The 24,547-nt window shown below is 63.9% G+C and carries 25 protein-coding genes; 6 read left to right on the top strand and 19 right to left on the bottom strand.

Features of this window, described 5'->3' with window-relative positions; translation table 11 throughout:
• The 3 genes from GGQ67_RS15685 to GGQ67_RS15675 all read right to left on the bottom strand — a co-directional run.
• A partial coding sequence (locus tag GGQ67_RS15685; RefSeq protein WP_210279661.1) for a T1SS-143 repeat domain-containing protein occupies positions 1-3,046 on the bottom strand: 3,046 nt, incomplete at its 3' end.
• Between the two features lie 313 nt (positions 3,047-3,359).
• Positions 3,360-4,139: a VOC family protein gene (locus tag GGQ67_RS15680; RefSeq protein WP_183901075.1), complete on the bottom strand. Its 780-nt coding sequence runs from the start codon at positions 4,137-4,139 to the stop codon at positions 3,360-3,362.
• Positions 4,140-4,212: 73 nt separating this feature from the next.
• A complete protein-coding gene (locus GGQ67_RS15675) occupies positions 4,213-4,941 on the bottom strand; it encodes a DUF899 domain-containing protein (protein WP_183901074.1) in 729 nt (242 codons plus the stop codon).
• 84 nt (positions 4,942-5,025) lie between these two features.
• Here GGQ67_RS15675 and GGQ67_RS15670 point away from each other — a divergent pair, with 84 nt between their 5' ends.
• Positions 5,026-5,472 (top strand): MarR family winged helix-turn-helix transcriptional regulator, encoded by a 447-nt coding sequence (locus GGQ67_RS15670; RefSeq protein WP_183901073.1) that lies wholly within the window; start codon positions 5,026-5,028, stop codon positions 5,470-5,472.
• Here the strand turns inward: GGQ67_RS15670 and GGQ67_RS15665 are convergent, their stop codons facing one another.
• The 4 genes from GGQ67_RS15665 to GGQ67_RS15650 form a co-directional block, all read right to left on the bottom strand.
• Positions 5,473-6,231, bottom strand: a complete 759-nt coding sequence (locus GGQ67_RS15665; RefSeq protein ID WP_183901072.1) for an RES family NAD+ phosphorylase — start codon at positions 6,229-6,231, stop codon at positions 5,473-5,475.
• Positions 6,191-6,574, bottom strand: coding sequence for an MbcA/ParS/Xre antitoxin family protein (locus tag GGQ67_RS15660; protein WP_183901071.1), 384 nt, complete (start codon positions 6,572-6,574; stop codon positions 6,191-6,193). Before GGQ67_RS15660 ends, GGQ67_RS15665 begins: the two co-directional genes overlap by 41 nt.
• Positions 6,575-6,709: 135 nt before the next feature.
• Complete coding sequence (locus GGQ67_RS15655) at positions 6,710-8,041, bottom strand: MFS transporter (protein WP_183901070.1); 1,332 nt, start codon at positions 8,039-8,041, stop codon at positions 6,710-6,712.
• 375 nt (positions 8,042-8,416) lie between these two features.
• On the bottom strand, positions 8,417-8,839 hold the full coding sequence (locus GGQ67_RS15650) for an organic hydroperoxide resistance protein (RefSeq protein WP_112944451.1): 423 nt from the start codon (positions 8,837-8,839) through the stop codon (positions 8,417-8,419).
• 119 nt (positions 8,840-8,958) lie between these two features.
• Here GGQ67_RS15650 and GGQ67_RS15645 point away from each other — a divergent pair, with 119 nt between their 5' ends.
• Positions 8,959-9,441: a MarR family winged helix-turn-helix transcriptional regulator gene (locus GGQ67_RS15645; RefSeq protein WP_183901069.1), complete on the top strand. Its 483-nt coding sequence runs from the start codon at positions 8,959-8,961 to the stop codon at positions 9,439-9,441.
• Positions 9,442-9,588: 147 nt separating this feature from the next.
• On the opposite strand, the gene GGQ67_RS15640 is transcribed toward GGQ67_RS15645, so the two are convergent.
• The 8 genes from GGQ67_RS15640 to GGQ67_RS25110 all read right to left on the bottom strand — a co-directional run bounded on the left by GGQ67_RS15640 (position 9,589) and on the right by GGQ67_RS25110 (position 16,322).
• Positions 9,589-10,314, bottom strand: a complete 726-nt coding sequence (locus GGQ67_RS15640; RefSeq protein ID WP_183901068.1) for a L,D-transpeptidase — start codon at positions 10,312-10,314, stop codon at positions 9,589-9,591.
• A gap of 166 nt (positions 10,315-10,480) precedes the next feature.
• The gene (locus GGQ67_RS15635) at positions 10,481-11,317 is read right to left on the bottom strand and encodes a L,D-transpeptidase (protein WP_183901067.1); all 837 of its coding nucleotides are present in this window, start codon (positions 11,315-11,317) and stop codon (positions 10,481-10,483) included.
• Positions 11,318-11,428: 111 nt separating this feature from the next.
• On the bottom strand, positions 11,429-12,358 hold the full coding sequence (locus GGQ67_RS15630) for an alpha/beta hydrolase family protein (protein ID WP_183901066.1): 930 nt from the start codon (positions 12,356-12,358) through the stop codon (positions 11,429-11,431).
• 143 nt (positions 12,359-12,501) lie between these two features.
• Positions 12,502-12,831, bottom strand: coding sequence for a helix-turn-helix domain-containing protein (locus tag GGQ67_RS15625; protein ID WP_183901065.1), 330 nt, complete (start codon positions 12,829-12,831; stop codon positions 12,502-12,504).
• Complete coding sequence (locus tag GGQ67_RS15620; RefSeq protein ID WP_183901064.1) at positions 12,821-13,180, bottom strand: type II toxin-antitoxin system RelE/ParE family toxin; 360 nt, start codon at positions 13,178-13,180, stop codon at positions 12,821-12,823. Before GGQ67_RS15620 ends, GGQ67_RS15625 begins: the two co-directional genes overlap by 11 nt.
• 158 nt (positions 13,181-13,338) lie before the next feature.
• Positions 13,339-14,964, bottom strand: coding sequence for a cisplatin damage response ATP-dependent DNA ligase (locus GGQ67_RS15615; RefSeq protein ID WP_183901063.1), 1,626 nt, complete (start codon positions 14,962-14,964; stop codon positions 13,339-13,341).
• A gap of 202 nt (positions 14,965-15,166) precedes the next feature.
• The gene (locus tag GGQ67_RS15610) at positions 15,167-16,177 is read right to left on the bottom strand and encodes a ligase-associated DNA damage response exonuclease (protein ID WP_183901153.1); all 1,011 of its coding nucleotides are present in this window, start codon (positions 16,175-16,177) and stop codon (positions 15,167-15,169) included.
• Positions 16,167-16,322, bottom strand: a complete 156-nt coding sequence (locus GGQ67_RS25110) for a hypothetical protein (protein WP_210279660.1) — start codon at positions 16,320-16,322, stop codon at positions 16,167-16,169. Before GGQ67_RS25110 ends, GGQ67_RS15610 begins: the two co-directional genes overlap by 11 nt.
• Positions 16,323-16,402: 80 nt before the next feature.
• Here GGQ67_RS25110 and GGQ67_RS15605 point away from each other — a divergent pair, with 80 nt between their 5' ends.
• Positions 16,403-17,776, top strand: a complete 1,374-nt coding sequence (locus GGQ67_RS15605) for a TIGR03808 family TAT-translocated repetitive protein (RefSeq protein WP_281393595.1) — start codon at positions 16,403-16,405, stop codon at positions 17,774-17,776.
• A 373-nt stretch (positions 17,777-18,149) separates the two neighbouring features.
• Positions 18,150-18,809: a glutathione S-transferase family protein gene (locus GGQ67_RS15600; protein ID WP_183901061.1), complete on the top strand. Its 660-nt coding sequence runs from the start codon at positions 18,150-18,152 to the stop codon at positions 18,807-18,809.
• A gap of 49 nt (positions 18,810-18,858) precedes the next feature.
• On the opposite strand, the gene GGQ67_RS15595 is transcribed toward GGQ67_RS15600, so the two are convergent.
• The 3 genes from GGQ67_RS15595 to GGQ67_RS15585 form a co-directional block, all read right to left on the bottom strand.
• On the bottom strand, positions 18,859-19,479 hold the full coding sequence (locus GGQ67_RS15595) for a glutathione S-transferase family protein (RefSeq protein ID WP_183901060.1): 621 nt from the start codon (positions 19,477-19,479) through the stop codon (positions 18,859-18,861).
• An 85-nt stretch (positions 19,480-19,564) separates the two neighbouring features.
• Complete coding sequence (locus GGQ67_RS15590) at positions 19,565-20,314, bottom strand: hypothetical protein (protein WP_183901059.1); 750 nt, start codon at positions 20,312-20,314, stop codon at positions 19,565-19,567.
• A gap of 140 nt (positions 20,315-20,454) precedes the next feature.
• The gene (locus GGQ67_RS15585; protein WP_183901058.1) at positions 20,455-21,462 is read right to left on the bottom strand and encodes an asparaginase; all 1,008 of its coding nucleotides are present in this window, start codon (positions 21,460-21,462) and stop codon (positions 20,455-20,457) included.
• 155 nt (positions 21,463-21,617) lie between these two features.
• Here GGQ67_RS15585 and GGQ67_RS15580 point away from each other — a divergent pair, with 155 nt between their 5' ends.
• Entirely contained in the window at positions 21,618-22,355 is a 738-nt protein-coding gene (locus tag GGQ67_RS15580) for a DUF3750 domain-containing protein (protein WP_183901057.1), read from the top strand.
• Here GGQ67_RS15580 and GGQ67_RS15575 read toward each other — a convergent pair.
• Entirely contained in the window at positions 22,352-22,978 is a 627-nt protein-coding gene (locus GGQ67_RS15575; protein WP_183901056.1) for a helix-turn-helix transcriptional regulator, read from the bottom strand. The two genes, GGQ67_RS15580 and GGQ67_RS15575, sit on opposite strands and share 4 nt — an antisense overlap.
• Before the next feature lie 99 nt (positions 22,979-23,077).
• Between GGQ67_RS15575 and GGQ67_RS15570 the strand changes: the two genes are divergently transcribed.
• Entirely contained in the window at positions 23,078-24,526 is a 1,449-nt protein-coding gene (locus GGQ67_RS15570) for an MFS transporter (protein ID WP_183901055.1), read from the top strand.
• The last annotated feature ends 21 nt before the right edge of the window (positions 24,527-24,547 follow it).

Genomic DNA, 24,547 nt, shown 5'->3' with positions numbered 1-24,547 from the left:
TGATCTTGACGACGAGCTTGTCGGTCAAGGTAACGCTGTCGCCATCGCCGTCGGTCGCCTTGATGACCGAGCCGAAGTCGATGCCGGCAAGCGGGCCGGACGCGGTCTTCAGATCGGTGTTGGCGCCGTTGCCGGCCACGTGGTCGAGCTGGTCGTACTGCTGGTACTTGAAGCTGCCGTTACCGTTCAGTGTGAACGACAGGACCGGACGGTCGACCTGGCTATCGAAGCCCCTTCCGCCGTTCTCGACATAGCCGATGATCGTGTTGCCGATGACAACATAGGAGAGCTTGTCGCCCTGCGACGACAGGCCGAAAGACTTGAGCGTCGCGGCCGCATTGGCCGTGAACGAGAAGCCGCCAGTGGCAGCGGAGCCATCCGCGCCAAAGGAGACAGTGGCGGCAACCGAGCCGGAAACCGTGGCGGCGTAGTTGTGGCGAGACACCCACTCGGTGGACGAGCCGTCGGCGGTGCCATCGAACGGCGAATTGCCCTGCGACAGCGAGGTCGCGATGTCGCCTTCGTCGGCGGTCACGGCAACGACCGTTCCCGTGGTGACGGGCACATCGTCATTGACGTTGATGGTCAGCGAACCGTTGGCGGTGTCGCCGTCGCCGTCCTTGACCTGGAAGCCGATGGTAACAGGCAGGTTGTCTTCCGTCGCACCCTTGGTGGCATGCACCAGCGGAGCGGACAGGTCGAAGGTGTAGCTGCCGTCGGCCTTGACCGTCAGCGTGAACACGACGTCGCCGCTGTCCTTGCCGGTCGCCGTCAGGATGGTCAAACCGCCCTTTTCCGTCGTGGTGGTGTAGACCAGCGCTTCGGCAACGCCATTGCCGTTGACGTCGCGTATCGCCTGAATGCCCGTCGGCGCCGTGAAGGACACGGACTGGACGCCATCGGCGCCGGCCTTGAACAGGGTGCCGGCGTCGCCGGAGACCGACTTGGCGTCGGCAACGTCACCCTTGCCGCCTTCATTGCCGGGGAAGAGCGTCTGCGCGTCGTCGTCGAGCTTGGTCGCGACAGTCACGGTGCTTGCCGTGGGGGCGTCGTCGTTGATGGTGACCCCGAGCCAGCCGCTCGACGTGTCGCCATCGCCGTCGGTGACGATGAAGTTGACCGTCAGGTAGAAATTGTCCTGGCCGCTTTCGCCGTGGACGATCGGCGCGTTGGCGGTGAACTCATAAGAGCCATCGGCGTGAACGACAAAGGTCGCGACGGTCTGCAGGCTGCTGCCGATCGCCGTGAAAGTGGTGTCACCGCCGTTGACAACGCCCTTGCTCCAGCTGACGCTTTCCTTGATGGCGAAGCCGTTCTCATCCTTGTAGATGGCTGAGAAGTTCATCTGCTCGCCGCCGAGGACGATGCTCTTGAAGCCGTCCGCCCCCGTCGTGAACAGCGCACCGGCGCCGCCGCTGACGCTTGTCACGCCAACATTGCTGTTGCCCGGGAAGATCGTCTGCAGGTCGTCCTGCATGGGGGTCTCGTTGGTGACTTTGTTGGCAACCGGCACGTCGTCGTTGATGGTGACGGTGAAGTCGGCCGGCGTGGTGTCGCCGTCGGCGTCCTTGGCGGTGATGGCGAATGTCAGGTCGATCTGCTTGTCCTGCGACGGCGCAACTTCGAGCGGCATCATCTCGCCGCCGGGGCCCGACCGCGGATGATCGATGCTGGTCAGAAGCTGGAAGCTGTAGGCGCCGTTCGCGGCGGTCGGATCGAGCGTCACCACGAAGACGTCGGTGGTCTTGACCACGGCTTCCGAACCTTCGCCGATAACGGTCTCGGTGTAGCCGGTCAGCGTGTGGCCATCGGCGGAGATTCTATAGAGAATGTCCTGGCCCTGCGACTGCAGGCCCTCCGGCGCGCTCTGCGCGTCGAATGTCAGGTCGCGGCCGCTGCCGTTGTCGGCGCCCCACTGCACGCCGAGCGAGATGCTGCCGGTGACAGCCGGGCTTTCGGCGCCGCGCAGGCCGCCTTCGCTGACGACGCTGTCGTCGCTCTCGCCCTTGAGGTCGATCAGCGGCGCGTCATCGCGGATGTCCACCGAGGCGATGCCGGTGACCTGATCGTTGTTCTTGTCGGTGACGGTGTAGCTGAACTGCAGGCGCAGCACGTCGTCGGCGCCGGTCTGGCCCCGGTCGGGATGATCGAGCGGGCCGAACTGCGTGAAGGTGTAGGCGCCGGTCTGAATGTTGGTGACCGTCAGCGTGAAGACCGGCTGGCCGTCGACCGTGCCGGTGATGGTCAGGCCGTTGACGGTCACGGTGACCGCCTGGCCGTTGGAGGTCAGCGCGACGGAGGTGCCGCTCTGCGTGCCTTCCTGCATGTCGAGCGAATCGGAGAGGCCGACGGCGGTGATGACGCCGAGGTCCTTGCCGGGGATGAAGCCGAACTGGCCGTTGACGACCTGGGTGGCGAAACCGCCATTGCCGTCGCTTGCTTCCGTGACCAGCGAGATGCTGCTTGCCGTGAGGAGCGGAACGCCGTTCTGCAGATCCGGCGTGCGGCCCGGCGTCGCATCGGGCTGCTGCGTGTCGGCGAGCAGCGAGGCGAGCTGCGTCGGATCGCCGAAGTTGCCCTGGATCGAGTCCTGGAAGTTGGCGCCGGAGCTCGAAGGCGAGGAGCTCGCGGAATAGGAGCCGTCGGGGCCGGCGGCGACGTTGATGTTGCTCTGCTCGAGCGCCGCGATGACGGCCTGCTGCGGCAGCTCGACTTCGCCGAGCAGGAAGGTCGGGACGTTCACCGCGCCGTTGACGATGACGATCTCGGTGCCATCGGCCTGGACGAGGATAAGATCGTTGCCGCGGACGCGGATGTCGTCGATCGCGGTGCCTTCCGGCAGGCGGGCGATGTTGTTCTGATCCGGTACAATCTGGCCGGCGGGCGCGGCTGCCGTCGCCTCTGGAGCGGCGGGCAAGCGGCCGGTCGTATCAGTCGACTGGGGCGCCTGCTGGTCGTTCGGCTGAGTGCCTTGAGCCTGCGCGACCTCGACGCCGCCACGGGCGGAAGTGCGCAGAAGAGCATCCTGCTGAATATCGGAGATCAAGTCATGCGATGCGGTTTCATTGTCAACGGCAGAGATGCGAGAATCTTCGATAGACATACAAAATACCCCAATGAGAAACTGAGGCCAAATAATTCCGCCGAAGATACAAAAGCAATACTGCCCTATAGGCGCCGATATAGCCGGTTATGCATCCACCCAGAAATGTTTAGGAACGGTTAACCGCAAAAGCCTTTAGCCGGTAAAATTATAATAAAAATAGAACGATAGAGGCTATTTCGCCACAGCGAGACGGCCCCGTTGCCGGGGCCGATTCGTGGTCGTTCCAGATGCTTGATAGGGGTCCGCCGGTCGCTCAGCGGGCCGGCGCGACAAGGCAGAAGAAGGCGCCCTGCGGGTCGATCGCCTGCACCACCCAGCTGCCGCCGGGCACCTCCATCGGGCCGTTGACGACCTGGCCGCCGCCGGCCTTGACCCGCTCGATGGCGGCATCGATGGCGGGAACGTTGAAGTAATAGACCCAGGCCGGCATCGGCACATTCTCAGGCTTCGTCATCATGCCGCCGACCGGTGTCCCGTGCTCGGCGAAGATGCGGTAGACGCCCATCGGGCCCATGTCGAAATCGTGGTCCTTGGTCCAGCCGAAGAGCTTCTCGTAGAAGGTGAAGGCCTGACTGCCATCGTCGGCATAGAGTTCGCTCCAGCCGAGCGTGCCGGGCGCGTCCACCGCCGCTTCGGGCGGAGGATTGTCCATCGGCGCCGGGGTCATGATGCAGATGACGGCGCCATGCGGGTCTGCGACCACGGCGAAGCGGCCGATCTCGGGAATATCTTCCGGCGGGCGGCGGACCGAGCCGCCATTGGCGGCGAAATCGCGGGCGCTCCGGTCGACATCGTCGACCGCGACATAGCCGGTCCAGTTCGGCGGGACGCCGGTGCCTTCGAGCTCGGCGGGGAACACCATCATGCCGGCACGGCCGACGCCATCGGCCTCGAAGATGGTATAGGGCGGCTGGTCGGGAATAGTCATTTCGCTGGTCGTCCAGCCGACGACCTTTGTGTAGAAATCCCTGGCGCCCTTGGTATCGGGCGTCATCAACTCGCACCAGATGAACTTGCCGTGGGTCTCCGACATCGTGATCTCCCTTCACATTCTTCGTTGCGTCGATACGGACACTGATGATCTCAGCCGCCCATGATCTCAGGCGTCAATGGCAGCAGGATGACGCCTTGGGCGCGTCGGCATACTCGTCGTGGCGCTTGACGAAGTTCATCGTCGAATCCTCGTTGCGGCCCTTCGGTGCGCGGTCGAGGATCATCAGCGTGCCGATCAGCTCTTCCGGACCGCGGGCGTAGCTGGAGTATGTGTGGAAGATCTCGCCCTTGTCGTTCCTGTAAAAGGCGCTCAATCCCGGAAGTTCGTCATTGGCTTCTTCGGGCGGGATCGAAGTAAAGTTGTAGAATACCTTGTCCCCGCCGAGATCTTCCGGGCTGAAGGAGACGTGATAGTCGAAGTTGAAGTCGCTCGATGCCGAGGATACCCATGGGAATTTCCAGCCCATCCTGTTCTTGTAGGCCTCGATCTTGGCGACGGGAGCGCGCGAAACGGCGACCCAGGTGACATCGTGATTGTTCAGATGCGGCAGCGCCCCATCGACATGGTCGGACAGGAAGGAGCAGCCGGGGCAGCCGGCCTCCCAATCGGGACCGAGCATGAAATGATAGACGATCAACTGGCTGCGGCCATCGAAGAGATCGCTAAGCGACCTCCGGCCATCGGGCGTGTCGAAAACGTAATCCTTCTCGACCCTGACCCAGGGAAGCGCCATGCGCTCGGCATTGACCCTGTCCCTCAGATGCGTTGCTTCCTTCTCCTTGAGAAGCAGCGCGCGGCGGGCTTCGAGCCATTCTTCACGGGAAACGACTTGGTTCTGCATCGTGTGCGCCCTCCTCCGGCGCGACCGAGACGGTCCATTCTCCTTTTCCTTGACTAGATATATTGATATCAATAGAAATTAGACATGTCAAACGCTACCGAAATTCCTTTCGCGACGACGCTTCTGGTGCGCGACACGTGCCTGTGCCTGCACGCGCAGCGGGCCGCGCGGGCCCTGGCGCGGCTTTTCGACGATGCGCTCAGGCCGGCGGGGCTGACCAATGGGCAGTTCTCGCTGCTGATGTCGCTGAACCGGCCGGAGCCGCCGCCGATGGGGCCGGTCGCCAGACTGCTCGCCATGGACCAGACGACGCTGACGGCGGCGCTGAAGCCATTGCAGCGGCGCGGCTGGGTCGAGGTCATCACCAATCCGAAGGACAAGCGCGCGCGACTGCTGCGCCTCACGCCCGAGGGCATGGGCGTGCTTGTGGCGGCGCTGCCGATCTGGGAAAGCACGCATGCGGCGCTGGAGAAGAACCTGCCCGAGGGCAATGCCGAGCGGCTGCGACAGGATCTGCAGGCGCTGGCCTAGTCAGGCTCCTTGAGCGATGCGTGGGTCGCTTCCGAAATCGGCGCGGCTAAAGCCTATCCTGGCTTTCGGAAATTCGCACAGCGCCTGGACGCCCGTCGCGGACAGGCGCAGGCGCCACGTCTGGCGCTCGACGGGATCGCGCGCGGCAAAGGCCGAGGCGGTGAGCAGCGCGATGTTGCGGCGATGGCCGGGATCGCGCACCGAGGCGTAGAGGATTGCCTGGCAACCGGCCTCGCGCGCGGCATCGGCCAGCGCCTGGCAGGGCTCGTAGTGCTGGGGATCGCTCCATATCGCATGGTCGCGATCGAGCGGTGGCGTGGTGAGATCGATCGCGCGCGGCGTCTCGACGGCTGCCGCGAACGCGGTGTATTCGGCGGCGTTGGCGGGAAGCGGCGTATCAGGGGAATCGGCGAAGAACAGCAGCCGGTAGAAGGCCATCTCCGATATGGCGGTCTCGACCGCTTCCGATGCGTAGTAGACGCCGAGGGTTCGCCCTGCCCGGCGGAAGCGCGAACCGTGCGGGTAGACGGCGCCGTAGCGGAAGGGCGTCGCCAGGAGATAATCGAGCCCCCTGCACTCCGGCGGCAGGACCGGCTTGCTTTCTTCCAGCAGCGTTTCGAGCAGGGCCTGCTCTTCCAGCGTATCGACGATCTTCAAGGTCGAGATCTGATGCTGCGCCTCCACCAGCCGCCAGAAGCGGCCGGAAACGGGTCGCGCTTCACACGATAGCGCGGCGGGCGTCCAGATAGGCGAGGACATCGGTCAATCCCGGTATGGTGACGATCTTTTCGAGCGGGGTGGCGCCGAGCGCTGTGTTGGCGTTGCGCAGCCACGCACGCGCGACCGCTTCATCGCCACCGACGATGGCATCAAGCGAGCGGAACAGGCGCACCAGCAGGATGGCGAGTTCGAAGGATTTGGAGCCGCGCTCCAGCAGGTAGTCCTGCCGCTTCATGCGCGATACCGTGGCTTCCGACAGGCCAAGCACGGAAGACAGCGTGCGGGCGCTGATGCCGAGCCGCTCGGCGGCGGCGACGGCCGCCTTGGTGATGACGACGGCTTCCGAGGGGTGCGTACCCGATAGCGGATGGGCGATGGCCATGGCAGCGATCCTTTCCTTGGAAATAATATAGCGACTTTATTTCTTATGGAAAGATGGCTGGCAAAAATTCCGCCCTCACAAAAACAACCCGGCCTGCCATGCAGACCGGGTTGCCATAGTCGTGACCGTCGAAGCTTACTTCGCCGACGGGTCCTTGATGGTCTTGCCGATCGAGAAGGCAAGCAGCGCCGAGATCAGCATCAGGCCACCGACGATGAACATCGGCATCTCGTAGAGACCCGTGGCATCCTTGACGGCACCGGTGATGTAGGGCGCGGCGAAGCCGGCGAGATTGCCCACGGTGTTGATGAGCGCGATGCCGGCGGCAGCCGCGGCACCCGTCAGGAAGCGCGACGGGAAGGACCAGAAGTTCGGCAGCGCGGAGAAGATCGCGCAGGCGGTCAGCGTGATCGCGATGACCGTTGCCTCGGGCGACGACATCAGCAGGGCGAGCGGGATGCTGATCGCGCCGACCAGGGCCGGGATGCCGACGTGCCAGGCGCGGACGCCACGCTTGGACGCATCGCGGCTCCAGAAGAACAGCGCGATGGCGGCCGGCAGGTACGGGATCGCCGTGATCAGGCCCTTGTCGAAGACGTTGAACTTGGTGCCGAACTTGGTCTCGAAGCCCGCGATGATGGTCGGCAGGAAGAAGGCCAGCGCATAGAGACCATAGATCAGGCCGAAGTAGATGAACGACAGCAGCCAGACGCGCTTGTCCTTCAGCGCCTGCAGGGTCATCGAGCCATGGCCGGAAAGCTTGCCTGCTTCTTCCTTGGCGAGTTCCCGGTTCAGCCAGTCACGCTCGTTCGGCGTCAGCCACTTGGCGGCGGTCGGCGTATCGGGCAGGTAGAACCAGGTGATGATGCCAACGACGACGGCCGGTACGGACACGCCGAGGAACATGATGCGCCAGCCTTCGTAACCGAACAGGCCATGTGCCTGGATCAGCAGCGAGGCGATCGGCGCGCCGATGACCGTGGTCAGCGGCTGGGCCAGATAGAAGAGCGCCAGGATCTTGGCGCGGTGGCGGCCGGGAACCCAGGTGCTGAGATAGAGGATGGCGCCGGGGAAGAAGCCGGCTTCGGCGATGCCGAGCAGGAAGCGCAGCGTATACAGGCCATTGATGCTGCTCACCCAGGTGAAGAGCATCGAGACGACGCCCCAGGTCACCATGATGCGCGAGAGCCAGCGGCGCGCGCCATATTTATGGAGCGCAAGATTGCTGGGAATTTCCAGAATGATGTAGCCGAAGAAGAAGATGCCAGCGGCAAAGCCGAACTGGGCGGCGGTCATGCCGAGGTCCTGCGTCATCCCGTTCGGGCCGGCAAAGGAAATTGCCGTGCGATCGAGGAAGTTGATGAAGAACATCAAGGCAATGAAGGGCACCAGACGAATGGAGATCTTGCGGATCGCCGATTTTTCGACCTGCTGTTCCTGGTCTGATAGATTTAACGTCGCGTTCACATAGTCCTCCCGACAAGACCGCTGCGGCCTGTCTCGGTCCACGCGTGCGACTTGTTCTATGCAGCCCCGCTCTGTCGGGAATGCTGGATGTTGATCTCTAGCCCAACTCCGAAAGGCGGCCTCTCATGTCCGACAAGCTGTTCGCGCCTTGCTGCACGAGCGCCCCGACGGACATGCCTCCTCCCCTAGCGAGCCGCACGGTTCTTTCAAATTCACCACCAGTCGTCAACTGGTATGATGAGATAGTGAGCACTCTTTAACAGAATCCTAGAACATGCCTCAAACCCGGCAACGCTGAATCGCGTCGTGAAAACAGCAAAACGCGCCGTTCCCAGCGAGAACGGCGCGTTTTTTCGACAGGTTCATCCGGCCTTGTCAGGCGACGGTGACCGGCACTTCCGTCGAGGTGCGCATGGCGTGGCTATAGGGGCAGACGATGTGAGCGGCGGCGGCCAGCTTTTCGGCGGTCGGCTTGTCGAGACCCGGAATATGAACGGTCAGCGCCACCTCGATGCCGAAACCGCCGCCATCTTCACGCGGGCCGATGCCGACCGTGGCGGATACGGTCGTGTCCTCGGGAATCTTGACCTTCTGCTGGCCCGCGACAAATTTCAGGGCACCGAGGAAGCAGGCCGAGTAGCCTGCCGCGAAGAGCTGTTCCGGATTGGTGCCGGTGGCGCCGTCGCCGCCAAGTTCCTTCGGAACCGTCAGCGTTACATCGAGAACGCCGTTTTCGGAAACGGCGCGGCCCGCGCGGCCACCGGTGGCGGAAGCTTTGGTCGTGTAGAGGATCGGCATGTGAGTCTCCTTCGTTGGGGTTGGATTTTGTATATCGCGCAATTAAATTGTACGCAAGTGAATTTTGCAAATTGCATTCGAAATCCGAAAGGACGACAATGCGGTATCGGGGAAAGACGATGACGAAAGCGCAAACGACACAGACGGCGACAAAGACGATGACAATTCCGGAAGAGGAAAAGCGGCTGGAACGACAGCTTTGCTTCGCGGTCTATTCGACGGCGCATGCCTTTACGCGCGCCTACAAGCCGATCCTCGACAAGGTGGGCCTCACCTACCCGCAATATCTCGTCATGCTGGTTCTATGGGAGCGAACGGCACTGCCGGTGAAAACGATCGGCGAGCAGCTCGATCTCGATTCCGGCACGCTGTCGCCACTCTTGAAGCGCCTTGAGCAGAGCGGCCTGATCGTGCGCACGCGCGATCTCAGGGACGAGCGGCAGGTGATCGTGTCGCTGACCGCCGAGGGCGACGCGATGCGCGGCGAGGTCGACACGATCATGACCTCGATCGGCCAGTCGATCGGCTGCACATTGGAGGAGATGGCCGATATCCGCGAGAAGCTGCAGGGCCTGCGCGGCAACCTGACCGAGACGCGCTGACCCCCGCCGACCACCGGACGGGTGGAGTTTGACGCGGCCGTCGATCTTCACATTGGGATACAGAGGGATGGCGCCCGCATGCGACGGGCTTGCGCCCTGGGCGCGGAACGTCCCTCCCCGCGACGGGGAGAGACGAGGATTTCAATCCTACTGCTTGACGACGACCGGCGCCTTGTTCGGCACGCGATCGTAGAGGTCGATGACGTCCTGGTTCAGCAGGCGGACGCAGCCCGACGATACGGCCTTGCCGATCGAGCGCCAGTCCGGATTGCCGTGCAGGCGGTACAGCGTGTCCTCACCGCCCGAGAAGATGTAGAGCGCGCGGGCGCCGAGCGGGTTCTTCAGCCCGCCCTCCATGCCGCCGTTCTCGATCGAATATTTGACGAGTTCCGGCTGGCGGGCGACCATCTCATTCGGTGGCTTCCAGCGCGGCCACTTCTGACGCCACTGGATGACGCCGGTGCCCTGCCACGCGAAACCTTCGCGGCCGATGCCGACGCCGTAGCGCATCGCGGTACCACCCGGCTGCACCAGATAGAGCAGGCGCGAGGGCGTATCGACGACGATCGTGCCGGGACGCTCGCCGGTGGGGTCGATGACCTGCTGGCGATAGAAGCGCGGATCGATCTGCTGGTACGGGACCGCCGGGATCAGGAAACCGCTGTCCTCGACCGGGCCGTACATGACGGCGAGCTCGGCATCCGTCGGCGCCGGCGTGGTCTGGAAAGCACGGATGGGGTTCGGGAACGACACTGGCTGACCCGCCATCGGGCTGGTGCCCGACGTGGAGGCACATCCTGCCAGCGTCGATGCCGCGGTTACCGCTGAAAGCGATAGAAAGGTGCGGCGGGATATTGTTTTTTCAAAGCTCATAACGCGGGTCTGTTTTCCTTTAGCGCGAAGACGACGAACGCCGTCTTCTGGGGGGCTTCAACGCTGGTTACAGTTGAGGAACCTATCTCGTTATGCTGAATAAACCAGAACCTCACGAAGACGTGTGGCTGCTCGAGGCGACGTTCTCATGCCGCCTGTTGCGCGGCTACATCACCACGATCTCCGCCTTGGCCGGAACGCGCTCGTAAAGGTCCATCACATCCTGGTTCATCATGCGCACGCAGCCCGACGATACGGCCTTGCCGATCGACTGCCAGTCGGGCGTTCCGTGGACGCGGTAGAGCGTATCCTCGCCATTCTTGAAGATGTAGAGAGCCCGCGCGCCGAGCGGATTTCCAAGGCCCGGATTCATGCCTCCATTGGCGGCCGAGAAGGCGCGGACTTCGGGCTGGCGCTTGACCATGTCGTCGGGCGGCGTCCAGCGCGGCCACTTCTGCTTCCACTGGATGACGCCGCGGCCGGACCAGGCATAGCCATCGCGTCCGAGCCCGACGCCATAGCGAATGGCCTTGCCGCCGGCCTGGATCAGATAGAGATGCTTGGTCCTGGTGTCGACGATGATGGTGCCGGGCTTTTCGCTGGAGGGGTAATTGACCTCCTGGCGCAGATATTCGGGATCGACGCGGCTGATCGGGATGGCCGGCAGGGTGAAGTCATTGTCCCTGACCTCACCGTACATCGCGGCGCTGACGGGATTGACCACCGGCATGCCGTAGGTCCGCATCTGGGTCGCCCCAGGGATGCCATAGGTCTGGTTGTAGATCGTCGCCGGAACGCCGGGCCGCTGCGGGATCGGCGCGTTGACCGGGCGGACACGATCGGGATCGATGCCCGGCGGCTTGTAGAAGACGGGATAGGTTTCCTGGACGAAACGGGCCGGATCGGTCGCGCCGGTATCGGGAATGAGAATGTTGCAGCCAGAAAGCGACAGGGCCGCCAACACGAGCCCCGACATGGCCGACAACCGGCTTAGACCATTCATGAAACCACCCTCATCGATAACAGCGACATTTACAGCTGTCGCGAGGATGGCATGCGCGGCTGGCGCGAAGCTGGCGACGACGGCCAGCCACCGCCCCGGCGCGATCGACCGTTAAGCCGCCACGCCGCGAAAGAAGCGGATGCTCTGCTCGATTTCCTCGGGGAGCGCCGACGTGTGTCCGCCCTTGACCGTATCCGTCTCGATGCGAAGTCCGGCGGCGCGCGCGCGGCTGGCGAGCAGGCCGGCGCGGTCGTTGAAATGCGATTCGTCGGTGCCGTGGACGACACGCACCGGGCACTTGAAGCTCTGGGCGTAGCACAGCGCCGTGCGCACCTCGAATTCGCGGGTGTTGTCGTCGTCGAAGCGGATATCCTGCGGATAGCGGTTGAAGAAGCGGAATGCGTCGGGATTGCCCGAGATCGGGGCCGCCGCGCGGAACTTGTGGGTCGACATCGAGGTCAGCATGGTGAGCGTGCCGCCGATGCTGTGGCCGGCGATGAAAAGCCTGTCGGCGTCGACACCCGGCAGATGCGCCAGGCGGTCGGCCGCCGAGAGCACATCGTCCACCTCGTCGTAGAAGCCGGAGAAATTGCCCGCCTGGCCGTTTTCGCCGCGCAGCGACGGCATCAGCACCACGAAGCCGGCGTCGATATAGGGTCCCATCAGGTTCCAGTGGCCGACCCCCATCGCATTGCCGCCATGCAGGAAGAGAATGCCGGGCTTGGACTTGCGCTCGCGCTTGTACTTCGAAACCCATGCCGCCAGCTCCAGCTCGCCGCCATAGCCGGAGCGATAGAATATCTTGTCGGCATTGGCGGGCGCGTCGAGCGGCTCATACGTGTCGGGCGCCGGGCCCTTCTCGAGCAGCCGGGTGCGGAAACGCTTGCGCACCTTGGCGTAATCGCGGGTGATCAGCCGCGGCTCGGCGGGGACGTCGAAGGCGCTGGCGACGCCCGGAAGGGCCGGAAGAGCAAGGGCGCCGGCGAGCCCCTTCAGAAGCAGCCGGCGCTGGCGCGAAAAGGAATGGTCGTCGTCTGTCATCTCGTTCTTCCGTCTCCCCGGCAATTCAAATGCTTGCACCCTTGGCGCGCCGACGCCAAGACACATTGTCTTGAGGATGCACAGTCGGATGTATTTTGCATCAGGAAAATGCGAGATGAGGGATTTGGGGTGCGGAAACGCACCTATGCCCGTTGCTCAGTCTCAATGTCGGGATCGAAATCGACGCGCCTCGACTGCCCGTCCGGGGTCTTCAAGACGATCTCGACGCCGCCGCCGATCGAATGCATGTAGCGCACGATCGATGACAAGAGCACGTCATCGGCGCTCTCGATCTTCGACACGGTATTTTGCGTCATGCCGGCACTTGCGGCGACCTCCTGCTGCGTTGCGCCCATCGCCTTGCGCACTTCCGCCAAGGCCTTGCCCAGGCGACGCTCCCGCCGTTTCTCATCAAGCCGCTCGCGAACATCTTCAGGGAGTTCGGCACGCAGTGCCTTCCACTCATTGCTCATCTTTCACCCCCTTCAGCCATGCGTCGAACCGCAGGTCCGCCTTCCTAATCAACTGCTTGTAAAAGAGCGCTTGGTTTACTCCCTGCTTGTCCCCGCCACAAAGAACGATTGCGCTCTGAGCAGGATCGAACGCGAAGGCGAAACGCCATAGCTGCCTCCCGAACTTCACTCTTATTTCCTTCATGTTGAAGTGACCGGAACCGGAGAGCGTGTCCACTTCCGGACGACCAACGAAGGGTCCGTCGTCTTCCAGATGGTCAAGGACTTCGCCGACGAGTTCCTTCAATCCCATTTCCAGCTTTTTCCATTCGGGAACGAATTGCGGATGAAACTGCACGCGATATGTCATGAAGCCACCTCAAGTAATATATATATTTAAAGATATAAAATCAAGATGCGCCTCCCCGTGAGCGGGTTAGAAACCCGAGAGAGGCTGATGGCGATTTTGGTCGCGCAGAGAGTTATCGCCGGAAACGGCGACGATCCAGTTCACCTTTGGTTGCAGCCCTACCCCGCCTTCGCATCAATCATCGCCACCAGTGTACTCAACCTGTCTGCTTCCGCCGTCGGCTTGTCCTGTCTCAGGCGCGAGATGCGGGGGAAGCGCATGGCGACGCCTGACTTGTGGCGGTTGGAGCGGTTGATGCCTTCGAAGGCGACTTCCACCACGAAGCCGAAATCCTTGTCGGCGCGCACGGCGCGCACCGGGCCGAAGCGTTCGGTGGTGTTGTTGCGCACGAACTTGTCGAGGATCTCGAGTTCGGCGTCGGTGAAGCCGAAATAGGCCTTGCCGACGGGCACCAGCTGCTCGCCATCGGGCGTTTCCACCCAGACGCCGAAGGTGAAATCGGAATAGTAGCTCGAGCGCTTGCCGTGGCCGCGCTGCGCGTACATGAGAACGGCGTCGGCATTATAGGGGTTGCGCTTCCACTTGAACCACGGCCCCTTCAGACGCCCGGCCTGGTAGACGCTGTCGCGGCGCTTGATCATGACGCCTTCGATAACGGGATCGGGCGGGGTCGAGCGCAGGTCGTCGAGTTCTTCCCACGAGGAGAATTGAACCAGCGCGGAGAGGTCGAAGCGCTCGTGCGGCGCTTGCTCGACGATCTCGGCCAGGCGCGCGCGACGTTCGAGATAGGTTTTGGCGCGCACGTCCTCCTCGCCGTCGAACAACAGGTCGTAAGCCCTTATGAAGGCGGGGTAATCGTCCTGCATCTTCTGCGTCACGGTCTTGCGGTTGAGGCGCTGCTGCAGGTCGGAGAAGGTGCGGGTCGGGCTGTTCGACCGGGCGGTGCCGCCGACGAGAAGCTCGCCGTCGATCACGCCTTCGAAGCTGATGGATTGGACGATATCGGGGAATGCCGCGGAGATGTCGTCGCCGGAGCGGGAGTAGATCTTGCGGGTTTCGCCGGCGCGCGACAGCTGCACGCGGATGCCGTCCCATTTCCACTCGGCGGCATAGTCGGCCGGATCGAGCTGAGCGAGATCGCCCTCCTCCACCGGGTTCGCCAGCATCACCGAATGGAAGATCGCCGGCGTCGCAAGCACCGGCTTGCCACCCTTGCCCTCCAGCCAGGCAAACAGGCTCTCATAGGGCGGCTGCAGGCCATGCCACAGCGTCTCGATCTCGGTCACGTCGGGTTCACCGAGATCGGCGAGCGCCTGTTTGGCGAGCCTGGCCGAGACGCCGATACGCAGCGCGCCGGTCGCGAGCTTGATGAAGGCGAAGCGGCCGGAGGCATCGAGGCGATCGAACAGGTCGCGGACATAGCCGCGCACCTCGGTGCGGCCGAGCGCGTTCATCTCGGCCACGACCTCGCCCAGCCTCGGCTGCGCCAGCGCCGAGCGCTCCATGACGCGCTCGTTGTCCCAGACCAGCGAGATGGTTTCGGCGAGATCGCCGACGTAGTCGTAGGAGTAGCGGAAAAGCACCTCGTCGATGCGCTCCAGCGCCAGTTCGCGCAGCATGGCGGGCTTGACGTTGCGGACATCGAGCGTGCCGGCGATGGCCGCCAGACCATAGCCGCGATCGGGATCGGGCGTGTCGCGGAAGTAATCCGCCAGCAGCTTCAGCTTGCCGTTGCGGGATGGCGTGAGGACCAGGCGGTCGAGGAGGTCGGCGAAGGCTTTCATGGCGCGCTTCCCGCTGGTGGCAAAGTCCCCTCCCCAACCCCTCCCCACAAGGGGGAGGGACTAAGCTGGGGATGCCTCTCGGGAAGAGCCGTAACCGTTCCGCAAGTCGAGATGTCACCATTTGCGCCAGCGGCGCCACGCATAAGCCCCTCCCCCTTGTGGGGAGGGGTTGGGGAGGGGTTTTCGTGATCACACACCATCATCACTCCGCCTCATCCTCATACCCCACCAGATGCAGCGGCCTGGCCTTGACGCCCTGCAACTCGCACCAGCGCACCAGTGCCTCCTCGCGCCCATGCGTCACCCAGACTTCCGCCGGATGAAGCTCGGAGATGGTGTCGGTGAGTTCCGGCCAGTCGCAATGGTCGGAGATGACGAGCGGCAGTTCGACGCCCCCCTGCTTGGCGCGCTGGCGCACCATCATCCAGCCGGAAGCAAAGGCGGGGAGCGGGTCGTTGAAACGGCGGGCCCAGCGGTCGGCGAAGGCGGATGACGGGCCGACGACGACGGCGCCCTTGAACAGAGACTTGTCGCGTCCCTCGACGGTTGCCGGGCGCAATTCGCCGAGATCGATGCCTTGGCTGACGTAATAGTCACACAGCCGCTCCATGGCGCCGTGGATATAGATGGGCTCATTGTAGCCGGTGTCGCGCAACAGGCGGATCACGCGCTGCGCCTTGCCGAGCGCATAGGCGCCGACCATGTGGGTGCGCTCGGGAAACTGGCGCAGCGAAGCATAGAGCTTGGCCATTTCGCCGGCAGGGTCCGGATGATGGAACACAGGCAGGCCGAAGGTCGCCTCGGTGATGAAGACGTCGCAGGTCACCGGCTCATAGGGCGCGCAGGTCGGGTCCGGGCGGCGCTTGTAATCGCCCGAGACGACGATGCGGGTGGCGTCCTTCGCGATGGCGATCTGGGCGGAGCCGAGCACATGGCCGGCCGGATGGAAGCTCACCGTCACGCCGTTGACGACGATTTCCTCGCCGAAGGCTGCCGCCTGTTCCGATCCACAGAAATCCTCCCCATAGCGGATGCGCATGATGTCGAGCGTCTGGCGGGTGGCGAGCACATGGCCGTGGCCGGAGCGGGCGTGATCGGAATGGCCATGGGTGATCAGCGCGCGCTCCACGGGCCTGACCGGATCGACATAAAATCGGCCCACCGGGCAATAGAGGCCCTCGGGCGCGGGATAAAGCAGCGCGTCAAATCTCATCGCCATAGAGATAGCGGCAAATGACGGAAGAACCAGAGGCGATGGCGGGATCGGTCGCGCGCATCGGTCCGCGCGCCCCTGGCGATGACGGCGAGATCCGGCGGCGAGATGGCGGCAAGACGGATGACAGGCGGTCGTCGATCATTAACAAATCACCACGGCCTCGATCCTCGATGTGCCAAAACGATACGATCGCCGCGGCACGGTTCCTGCATGGCGAAGAGCATGAACAAACAAACGCCGCTCTCGTCCCGCCGCAACCTGTTGCGCCTTGCCGCCTGCTCGACCGTCGCGATGCTGGCGCCGCCCGTCTTCGCGGCAAGCCGGCAGCCCGATATGCGCGGCTCGATCGACGCGGTGAAATACAAGGAGGCACCCGATCCCGGCGATCGCAGGAGCAGCAGCCTGCAGAAGATGATCGACGACGCGTCGGCGGAGAACGTGCCGGTATTCCTGCCGCCGGGCGTCTACAGAGTGTCGAACCTGACCTTGCCCGAGAACACCCGCATCACCGGCGTCCCGGGCGCGTCGCGGATCGTCTATACCGGCGACGGACGCCTGTTTACCGCCGTAGACGTCAAGCGCATCGAGCTCTCCAACATCGTGATCGACGGGCAGAACCGCTGGCTTGGCGACGACACCTCCGCCCTGGTTCAGTTCACCGGCATCGACGAGGTGGTGATCGACAATTGCGAGATCTCGGGCAGCCGCAAGCACGCGCTGCAGCTGGAGCGCTGCGGCGGACGGATCGAGCGCAGCCGGATCTCGGGGGCCGCGCAATCAGGGCTCTACGCGGTGGAATCGTCGGGCCTTTCGGTGACCGGAAACGAGGTCTTCGACTGCGGCAATGGTGGCATCCTGATCCATCGCTGGAAGAAGGCGGCCGACGACAGCATCGTCAGCGGCAACCGGATCTACCGGATCGGCGCCACGGAGGGCGGCACCGGGCAGAACGGCAACGGCATCAACCTGTTTCGCGCCGACAATGTCATGGTGAGTAACAACCACGTCTCCGACTGCGCCTTCACCGCGATCCGCGCCAACTCGGCCTCCGACGTTCAGATCACGGGCAACCAGTGCCGGCGCTCGGGCGAGACGGCCATCTATGTCGAATTCGAGTTCGAAGGGGCCGTGGTCGCCAACAACATGATCGACGGGGCCGCCAACGGCATCTCGATCGCCAATTTCGACAAGGGCGGCAGGCTCGCCAGCGTCACCGGCAACGTCGTGCGCAATCTCAAGCTCGACGGCCCCTACAAGCCGGATGTCAGCTTCGGCATCGGCATCGCCGCCGAGGCCGATACGCTGGTTTCGAACAACATCATCGAGGGCGCGCCCAGGTGGGGCATGCAGCTCGGCTGGGGTCCCTACATGCGCGACCTCGTGGTGACCGGCAATGTGGTGCGCAAGGCGCCGGTCGGCTGCGCGGTCTCCGTCGTCGATGGGGCGGGCACCGCCGTCATCACCGACAACGTGTTTCAGGATATGGCCGAGGGTGCGGTCGTCGGCTTCGCCTGGAACAAGAAGATGTCGGGAGAACTGGCTGACGGTGCTGGCGGATACGCGCATCTCACCGTCGAGCGCAATCGTGTCTCATAAGCCACGCCATCAAAAGCTTTGATTGACCCATCAGCCATGGAAGCTTCCGCTTCAGCGCCCTACCCTCTAGAGTCTTTCCTGCTTAGATTGAAGCATTCTGCCGGAGCAGGTTTTCGTTAGGGCAAAGGCGATTGGCGAAGGGCATACCCCAGGTACGGTCGAGCCGATCGCCTTTGATCCTGGCGGAAAGATGCCCGGCCCTTCGGGTTGGCTGAAACGGGCCGTCTGATCGTCCGGCCGGCTTGGCCGTATGCGTTGGCTACGACGCGCGCCGGCCGGACGACCATCCGACTCCGTTTGAGCCAACAGAATGCTTCAATCTAAGCAGGAAAGACTCTAGGCTCGCGGCAAACTTGAAGAGGGGCACATCATCATGCTGACAATCTACGGCGTTTACCGCTCGCGCGCCTCGCGCGTCTACTGGATGGCGGAGGAGCTTGGGCTGGAATTCACCTCCGTGCCGGTGCTGCAGGCGCGGCGCCTCGACAACCCGCTGGCAGCGGATGCGCCGTTCAACACGCTGTCGCCCGATTTTACCGCCATCAATCCGATGGCCATGATCCCCGCCATCAGGGACGGCGATCTCGTGATGCACGAATCGCTGGCGATCACGCTCTATCTCGCCCGCAAGCATGGCGGCTCGCTCGCCGGACAGAGCGTGGAGGAAGACGGGCTGTTGACCATGTGGACGATGTGGGCGGCGACCGAGGTCGAGATCCACACGATCAAGCTCGTCCTGACCTACGACAACGGCAAGGAAGACACCGAGGAAGGCCGGGCGACCATCGCGGTGGCCAACCGCTCGCTGAAGCGCCCGCTGGCGATGCTCGATACGCACCTTGGCGCGACCGACTATCTCGTCGGCAACCGCTTCACCGCCGCCGATCTCAACCTCGCCGAAGTGCTGCGCTATGCCCAGTCGGAACGCGCGCTGTTCGACGCGCATCCCGCTGTCGATGCCTGGATCAAGCGCTGCCAGGCCCGCCCGGCCTATATCGCCATGCAGGCGGCACGCACCAAGGAAACGGCCTGAACAGATAAGGAGCTTTCAGGCCCCGGCCGCGGACCAGTGGTGACGCGGCTCAGGCCTTTTCGCGGGCAAGCGCGCGCTGCACGGCGGGGCGCTCGAGCATGCGGGCATAGTGGTCGGCAACCCTCGGGAAGCGCGCCGGGTCGACATCGTCGCTCGGAAGCCAGCCGGTCATGACGAACAGGTAGGGATCGGCGACGGAATAGCGCTCGCCCATCACCCAGGGACCGGCAAACATGCCGTCTTCGATCAGCGCGAAGCTCTCGGCCATGGTCTCCGGCACCTTGGCCTTCATCGCCTCATGCGCCGCGGGGTCATCGGCCCAGCGGGCGCCGCGCCGGCCATGGGCGTGGTTCACATGCACCGTCGAGCAGATGTAGCTGTTGAATGCCTGCAGGCGGGCGAATTCGAAGGGGTCGTCGAGTGGCGCCAGTGCGGCCGAGGGCGCGATCGCCGCGATATAGGCAAGGATCGCAGGCGTTTCGGTGAGCACGCCCTTTTCCGTCGCAAGCGCCGGAACGCGGCCCTTGGCGTTGATCTTCAGATAAGCCTCGGAGCGCTGTTCGCCACTGGCGGTATCGATCCGCTTCGCCTCGAAGGGAAGGCCCGATTCCTCGAGCGCGATGAGGCTGGCGCGGGAACATGTGCCGGGCGCGAAATACAATGTCAGCATGACGACTCCTGTTTTCAGGGAAGCATAGAGCGCGCGCGTGGGATTGCGAGAGAGAAAGCGAGGCCGCGACGCCATGCGCGGAGCCTCAATGGCGCGACCCTTTCAGCATGAAAGGTGTCGTCAGGCGGGAACGCAGATCCTCGATGCGGAGGCCGAACAGGCTTGCCGCCAGGGCGAGCGCGAAGACAACAAAAGCCAGATAGGCGATGCGGTCATCCGATGCACCGAGCGTGAGGGCCGTCTCGAGCTTCGGCTGCCAGGTGGCCAGCAGGACCGAGAGCCAGGGCATGCCGAGCAGCCGGCCGGGCATCCAGGCGAAAGAGGGTGTCTGCGCGAGCGCTGCCATCACGCCATACAGGGCCGAGAGCCGGATCGCGACCCGCAGCCAGCGCCAGCGGCCGAGCGGCCTGCCCGCGCCATCCTCGAAGGACCAGCCGATATAGGTGCAGAACACCACCAGGAAGGGGAAGGCCACCGGCAGGTTCTGCATGACCATTTCCGAGTTCATCTGGCCGGTCCAGACATTGGCGAGCAGCAGCGGGAACGGCGCCGAGGCGGCAAAGAGGACGAGCACGAAGAGGCACCAGAGCCAGCTCAGGCCGATGTGGTGAATGCGGGCAAAGGTGACGACGAGGATGATGCCGCCGGCGATGTAATAGCCGACCGGCTTGATCGTGCCCGTCATCATGAGGATCAGCGGCCCGCAGGAGCCGGCGACGCGCGCGCAGCTCGATGTCGCGACGGTTGCCCAGGTGACGTAATCGAAGCTCATGGCGAAGAACAGGAAGACCGCCAGAGCGATCAGCATCCACCAGAGATAGCGGCCTGCAAACATATCCTGCCCTCATGGCAATCGATGTACTGCGCCAAGAGTAGCTTAACCGGATGAAAGCGCACGCGCCGTCATCCGGTTCAGTTTCGCATATATTAGACGAAACTATCTTTGATATTCAAAATGTACCATTCCGGCACGCTTTAATCGGAGAGTACCGCCGCCGCGCGAATGTCGCCGACGTGAATACCATTCCAGTTGTGCATGCTTGAAGTCGCGAGGTCCGCCAGACCGGCGCCGATGGCGCTGTCCTTGTCGAAGAAGCGGGCAAGCGCTGCCGCAACCATGCTTTCGGCGGCGCGCGCATGGCCGTCGTCGCATTTGACGGCGATCGAGATGCCCTGGTCGGGAATGGCGGCGCAGAAGACGCCCTCGGCACCCGTCTTGGCGAAGATGCGGCCGGGCGCCAGCTGCATCAGCTTCGTGCAGAAGCGGCCGGTGCCGGCGACATAGAAGGGCTCGGCCATGCAGGCATCGAACAGCCGGCGCGAGGCTTTCGCGCGCAATGGTTCAAGGCCGTTGCCGGTCGCCATCCTGGCGAAGCCATGGGCGAGACCTCTCAGCGGCACGGCGTAAGTCGGGATCGAGCAGCCGTCGGTGCCGCAATTGTCATGACCGAGCACGGCGCCGGTCAGGCTTTCCATGGTGGCGCGGATTTCGCGCTGCAGCGGGTGGTCGTAGCCGATATAGCCCTTGGGATCGACGCCCTGGTGGACGCAGGTGCAGACGAAGCCGGAATGCTTGCCGGAGCAATTGTTATGGAGCGCCGTCGGGCTTTCCATCGTGCGGGCCTGGTGGATCAGCACCTTCTGGCTCGACGACCAGTGGCCGCCGCATTCGAGCGCCTCGACATCGCGGCCGGCGCGCGCCAGCATAGAGGCTGCGACCGCGACATGCTCGTCCTCGCCATTGTGGGATGAACAGGCCAGCGCCAGCTCCCTGTCGCCGAAACCATACGCATCGGCGGCGCCGCTTTCGACCAGCGGCAGCGCCTGCATCGCCTTGCAGGCCGAACGCGGAAACGTGGCCGCCTCGACATCGCCCAACGAGAAGACGACCTTGCCATCGCCATCGACCGCGATGACGGCGCCGCGATGCCGGCTTTCGACGCGCGCGCCGCGGGTGACTTCAACGGTGACGGGATTGGCCATGGATCGATCCTGATGTTCTGAACAGGCTGTCACGCATAAATGATGGGCGCGATAAAGCAATCGGGGTCATGGTGAAAAAGAGCGGCGTAATTGCGCCATCATGCTCGTTACATCCTTGGCCGCAACGGCACGTCAGCAAAGGTCCCCGGCGTTTCATGCGTCATCTCAAACGGCTCCTTCTTCTCATCCTTGTCGTCTATCTGCTGCCGGCCCTGGCGTCGGCCGGGTGGTGGTCGCTGCAAAGCCGTCCGAGCTCATGGCGGGAGGCCGAATGGGGCACATCGGGCGTGCTGCCGAAGGCCGATGCCAGCGAGGATGCCAAGATCTACATCATGTCGGCCAGCACCGGCGGGCTGAAGGGTGCGGTCGCCAGCCATTCGTGGATCGTCACCAAGGCCAAAGGCGACGCGGCCTACAATCGCTACGACAAGGTCGGCTGGGGCTCGCCGATCCGCCGCAACAACTATGTCGCGGACGCCTACTGGTATTCCAACACACCTCGAATCGTGAAGGAAATCTCCGGCGGCGAGGCCCAAAGGCTCATTCCGGCCGTAGAGGCGGCGATCCAGTCCTATCCTTATGCCGGCGTCGGCGACTACCGGATCTATCCGGGCCCGAATTCCAACAGCTTCGTCGCGCATGTGCTGCGCACGGTGCCCGATCTCGACACGGTGTTACCGCCTGACGCGGTCGGGCGCGACTACCTCAGCGGCGGGCGGATGTTTGCGATCGATGCCGACGGGCGCGACATGCATGCGACGCTCTACGGCCTGATCGGCATCGCCGCCGGCCAGCGCAGCGGCTTCGAGGTGCATTTCATGGGGCTGGTCGCCGGCATCGATGTCACCAATCCCGGGCTGAAGATCCCGGCGATCGGGCGGATCGGGCTTTAGCGGGCGGTCCCGCTAATCCGATACGCACAACGCCGCGCGCCGTGGAGGATGTGTTCCTTGCGCTCGACATCGGCGCCGAGGATGTCGCGGAAGGTTTCTAATTCCGAGCGGCAGAAGCCGGCGCAGGCGGTGGCGGCGGCGCAGATCGGGCAGTGGTTTTCGACCAGCAGCAGCGAGCCGTCCTCTTCCTGCCAGCTATCGGCCATGTAGCCTTCGTCGGTGCGGACGCCGGCGAGCTGGCGGACGCGGGTGGGCAGATCCCCGGCGGTGATCTCGCGTCTGTAGCGGGCCAGCGTTTCGGCCTCGCGGGCGGCGATGACGGTGTCGAGCGCATGCGGGCCGAGGCTTGTGACCATGGTCGCGAGAAGTGCCGAGGTCAGCTCGGCGTGGCGATCGGGGAAGCGGGCATTGCCTGACGCGGTCAGGTGCCAGAGCTGGCGCGGGCGGCCCCTGCCCGGCGCGGGCTCGGAAACGGCCTCGACCAGCCCCTCTTCCGCCATCCTCGCCAATTGCTGGCGCGCGGCTTCGCCGGAGATGGACAGCGCCTCGCCGATAGCCGATAGAGGTTGAGGCCCCTCGGTCTTGAGCAGCATCAGGATTCGGTTGGCCGGTGATTGTCGCATTTTATTTTTCCAAGTCTTCGCTTGCTTTAATAACCCGGCCATGCAATTTTTCCAAGCAATAACTTGTAAAAATAATCGCATCGACCCAAGGCGCATCGCATGACCAGTACCGAAGCCTCTCCCGCCGACACCGCGTCCGTTTTCCAGCTCTTCGCCCGACCGGTCCTGCCGGCGACGCTGATGCTGGGTGGCGGGGTGACCCTCTATGCCGTGGAGACCTACATCATGGCAACGATCGCGCCGTCGATCGTCAGGGATATCGGCGGCCTGCCGCTGTTGTTCTGGGTGACGACGCTTTATGTGGCGGCGGCGGTTCTGGGCTCGATCTTCGTGGCCATGCGGCCGCGCGGCACGGGTCTGCGCACGGTCTATGTGGCGGGCGCCGTGATGTTCGCCGCCGGCAGCCTGATCTGCGGGCTGGCGCCATCCATGCCGGTCGTGCTTGTCGGCCGCGCCGTTCAGGGGTTCGGCGCCGGCGCGCTCGCGGCCCTCTCCTATGCCTTCATCCGCTTCGTCTATCCGGAACCGCTCTGGCGCAAGGCCTCGACGCTCTACGCAGCGATCTGGGGCGTCTCGACGCTGCTTGGTCCGAGCCTCGGCGGCCTGTTCTCCGATGGCAGCGACTGGCGGCATGCCTTCATGCTGATCGTGCCCGTCGGTGTCATCATGGCACTGCTCGGCCCCCTGCTTCTGCCCGCCGCCACCGACGACCGCGCCGCCGGGAAGACACCGGTGCCGCAGATCGCGCTGCTGATCGCCGCCGTGATACTGGTCAGCCTTGCCGGCACGGTCGAGGCGACGCGGACCAAGGCGCTTCTGATCGGCGCATCGATCATCGCCGCCGGCCTCATGCTGGCTATCGAAAAGCGCAGCGAAAACAGGCTGCTGCCGACAGGCGCCGTGACGCTCGGCAACCCGCTGGCGCGTGTCTATCTGATCATCTTCACGCTGATGCTGGTGCTGACCAGCGACATCTACATTCCCTATTTCCTGCAGACGCTGCACGGCATCACGCCGCTGGAGTCAGGATATCTGACGGCGCTGGTCGCGCTCGGATGGACGCTCGCAGCCTTTTTCAGCGGCACGCTTTCCGGCAGGCGGGCGCGCCGGGCGATCGTCGCCGGCTGCGTGCTGGAAACCATCGCGGCGGCCTCGCTGGCGGTGTTTCTGGCGCGGGACAATCAGGGCGGCAGCCTTGCCATTCTCTCGCCCGCCGTCGCTGGCATGTTCCTGATGGGCTTCGGCGTCGGCATGGCCTGGGCGCACCTGATCACCAAGATCCTGCGCATCGTCGAGAAGGCGGAACAGGACAAGGCGTCGGCGGCGATCACCACGGTGCAATCGCTCGGCAGCGCATTCGGAGCAGCGCTTGCCGGAGTGATCGTCAACAGCACGGGTCTCGTTACGCCGGGCGGGATCGAAGGCGGCGTTTCGGCCGCCCACTGGCTGTTCGCGCTGATGGCGCTGCCGGGTATCCTGACGGTTGTCGCGTCGCTGTCGATCCGGGCGTCCGGCGACCAGGCCGAGGCGCGGCAGGCGGCGGCCTGAGGCCGCTTGGTTAGTGGGTTG

It is taken from the genome of Rhizobium metallidurans, from assembly GCF_014196505.1.
Lineage (GTDB): Bacteria > Pseudomonadota > Alphaproteobacteria > Rhizobiales > Rhizobiaceae > Rhizobium > Rhizobium metallidurans.
Note: the sequence above shows the minus strand (reverse complement) of the source record. Positions and strands in the feature narration are given on the sequence as shown.

What these genes read in the sequence shown, in the direction of transcription:
- GGQ67_RS15570 (WP_183901055.1), top strand. Translation starts at nt 23,078, where the DNA reads ATGACCAGTACCGAAGCCTCTCCCGCCGACACCGCGTCCGTTTTCCAG.
- GGQ67_RS15630 (WP_183901066.1), bottom strand. Translation starts at nt 12,358, where the DNA reads ATGACAGACGACGACCATTCCTTTTCGCGCCAGCGCCGGCTGCTTCTG.
- GGQ67_RS15670 (WP_183901073.1), top strand. Translation starts at nt 5,026, where the DNA reads ATGTCAAACGCTACCGAAATTCCTTTCGCGACGACGCTTCTGGTGCGC.
- GGQ67_RS15625 (WP_183901065.1), bottom strand. Translation starts at nt 12,831, where the DNA reads ATGAGCAATGAGTGGAAGGCACTGCGTGCCGAACTCCCTGAAGATGTT.
- GGQ67_RS15605 (WP_281393595.1), top strand. Translation starts at nt 16,403, where the DNA reads ATGAACAAACAAACGCCGCTCTCGTCCCGCCGCAACCTGTTGCGCCTT.
- GGQ67_RS15615 (WP_183901063.1), bottom strand. Translation starts at nt 14,964, where the DNA reads ATGAAAGCCTTCGCCGACCTCCTCGACCGCCTGGTCCTCACGCCATCC.
- GGQ67_RS15660 (WP_183901071.1), bottom strand. Translation starts at nt 6,574, where the DNA reads ATGGCCATCGCCCATCCGCTATCGGGTACGCACCCCTCGGAAGCCGTC.
- GGQ67_RS15620 (WP_183901064.1), bottom strand. Translation starts at nt 13,180, where the DNA reads ATGACATATCGCGTGCAGTTTCATCCGCAATTCGTTCCCGAATGGAAA.
- GGQ67_RS25110 (WP_210279660.1), bottom strand. Translation starts at nt 16,322, where the DNA reads ATGATCGACGACCGCCTGTCATCCGTCTTGCCGCCATCTCGCCGCCGG.
- GGQ67_RS15680 (WP_183901075.1), bottom strand. Translation starts at nt 4,139, where the DNA reads ATGTCGGAGACCCACGGCAAGTTCATCTGGTGCGAGTTGATGACGCCC.
- GGQ67_RS15665 (WP_183901072.1), bottom strand. Translation starts at nt 6,231, where the DNA reads ATGTCCTCGCCTATCTGGACGCCCGCCGCGCTATCGTGTGAAGCGCGA.
- GGQ67_RS15590 (WP_183901059.1), bottom strand. Translation starts at nt 20,314, where the DNA reads ATGTTTGCAGGCCGCTATCTCTGGTGGATGCTGATCGCTCTGGCGGTC.
- GGQ67_RS15585 (WP_183901058.1), bottom strand. Translation starts at nt 21,462, where the DNA reads ATGGCCAATCCCGTCACCGTTGAAGTCACCCGCGGCGCGCGCGTCGAA.
- GGQ67_RS15595 (WP_183901060.1), bottom strand. Translation starts at nt 19,479, where the DNA reads ATGCTGACATTGTATTTCGCGCCCGGCACATGTTCCCGCGCCAGCCTC.
- GGQ67_RS15635 (WP_183901067.1), bottom strand. Translation starts at nt 11,317, where the DNA reads ATGAATGGTCTAAGCCGGTTGTCGGCCATGTCGGGGCTCGTGTTGGCG.
- GGQ67_RS15675 (WP_183901074.1), bottom strand. Translation starts at nt 4,941, where the DNA reads ATGCAGAACCAAGTCGTTTCCCGTGAAGAATGGCTCGAAGCCCGCCGC.
- GGQ67_RS15600 (WP_183901061.1), top strand. Translation starts at nt 18,150, where the DNA reads ATGCTGACAATCTACGGCGTTTACCGCTCGCGCGCCTCGCGCGTCTAC.
- GGQ67_RS15610 (WP_183901153.1), bottom strand. Translation starts at nt 16,177, where the DNA reads ATGAGATTTGACGCGCTGCTTTATCCCGCGCCCGAGGGCCTCTATTGC.
- GGQ67_RS15575 (WP_183901056.1), bottom strand. Translation starts at nt 22,978, where the DNA reads ATGCGACAATCACCGGCCAACCGAATCCTGATGCTGCTCAAGACCGAG.
- GGQ67_RS15645 (WP_183901069.1), top strand. Translation starts at nt 8,959, where the DNA reads ATGACGAAAGCGCAAACGACACAGACGGCGACAAAGACGATGACAATT.
- GGQ67_RS15640 (WP_183901068.1), bottom strand. Translation starts at nt 10,314, where the DNA reads ATGAGCTTTGAAAAAACAATATCCCGCCGCACCTTTCTATCGCTTTCA.
- GGQ67_RS15650 (WP_112944451.1), bottom strand. Translation starts at nt 8,839, where the DNA reads ATGCCGATCCTCTACACGACCAAAGCTTCCGCCACCGGTGGCCGCGCG.
- GGQ67_RS15580 (WP_183901057.1), top strand. Translation starts at nt 21,618, where the DNA reads ATGCGTCATCTCAAACGGCTCCTTCTTCTCATCCTTGTCGTCTATCTG.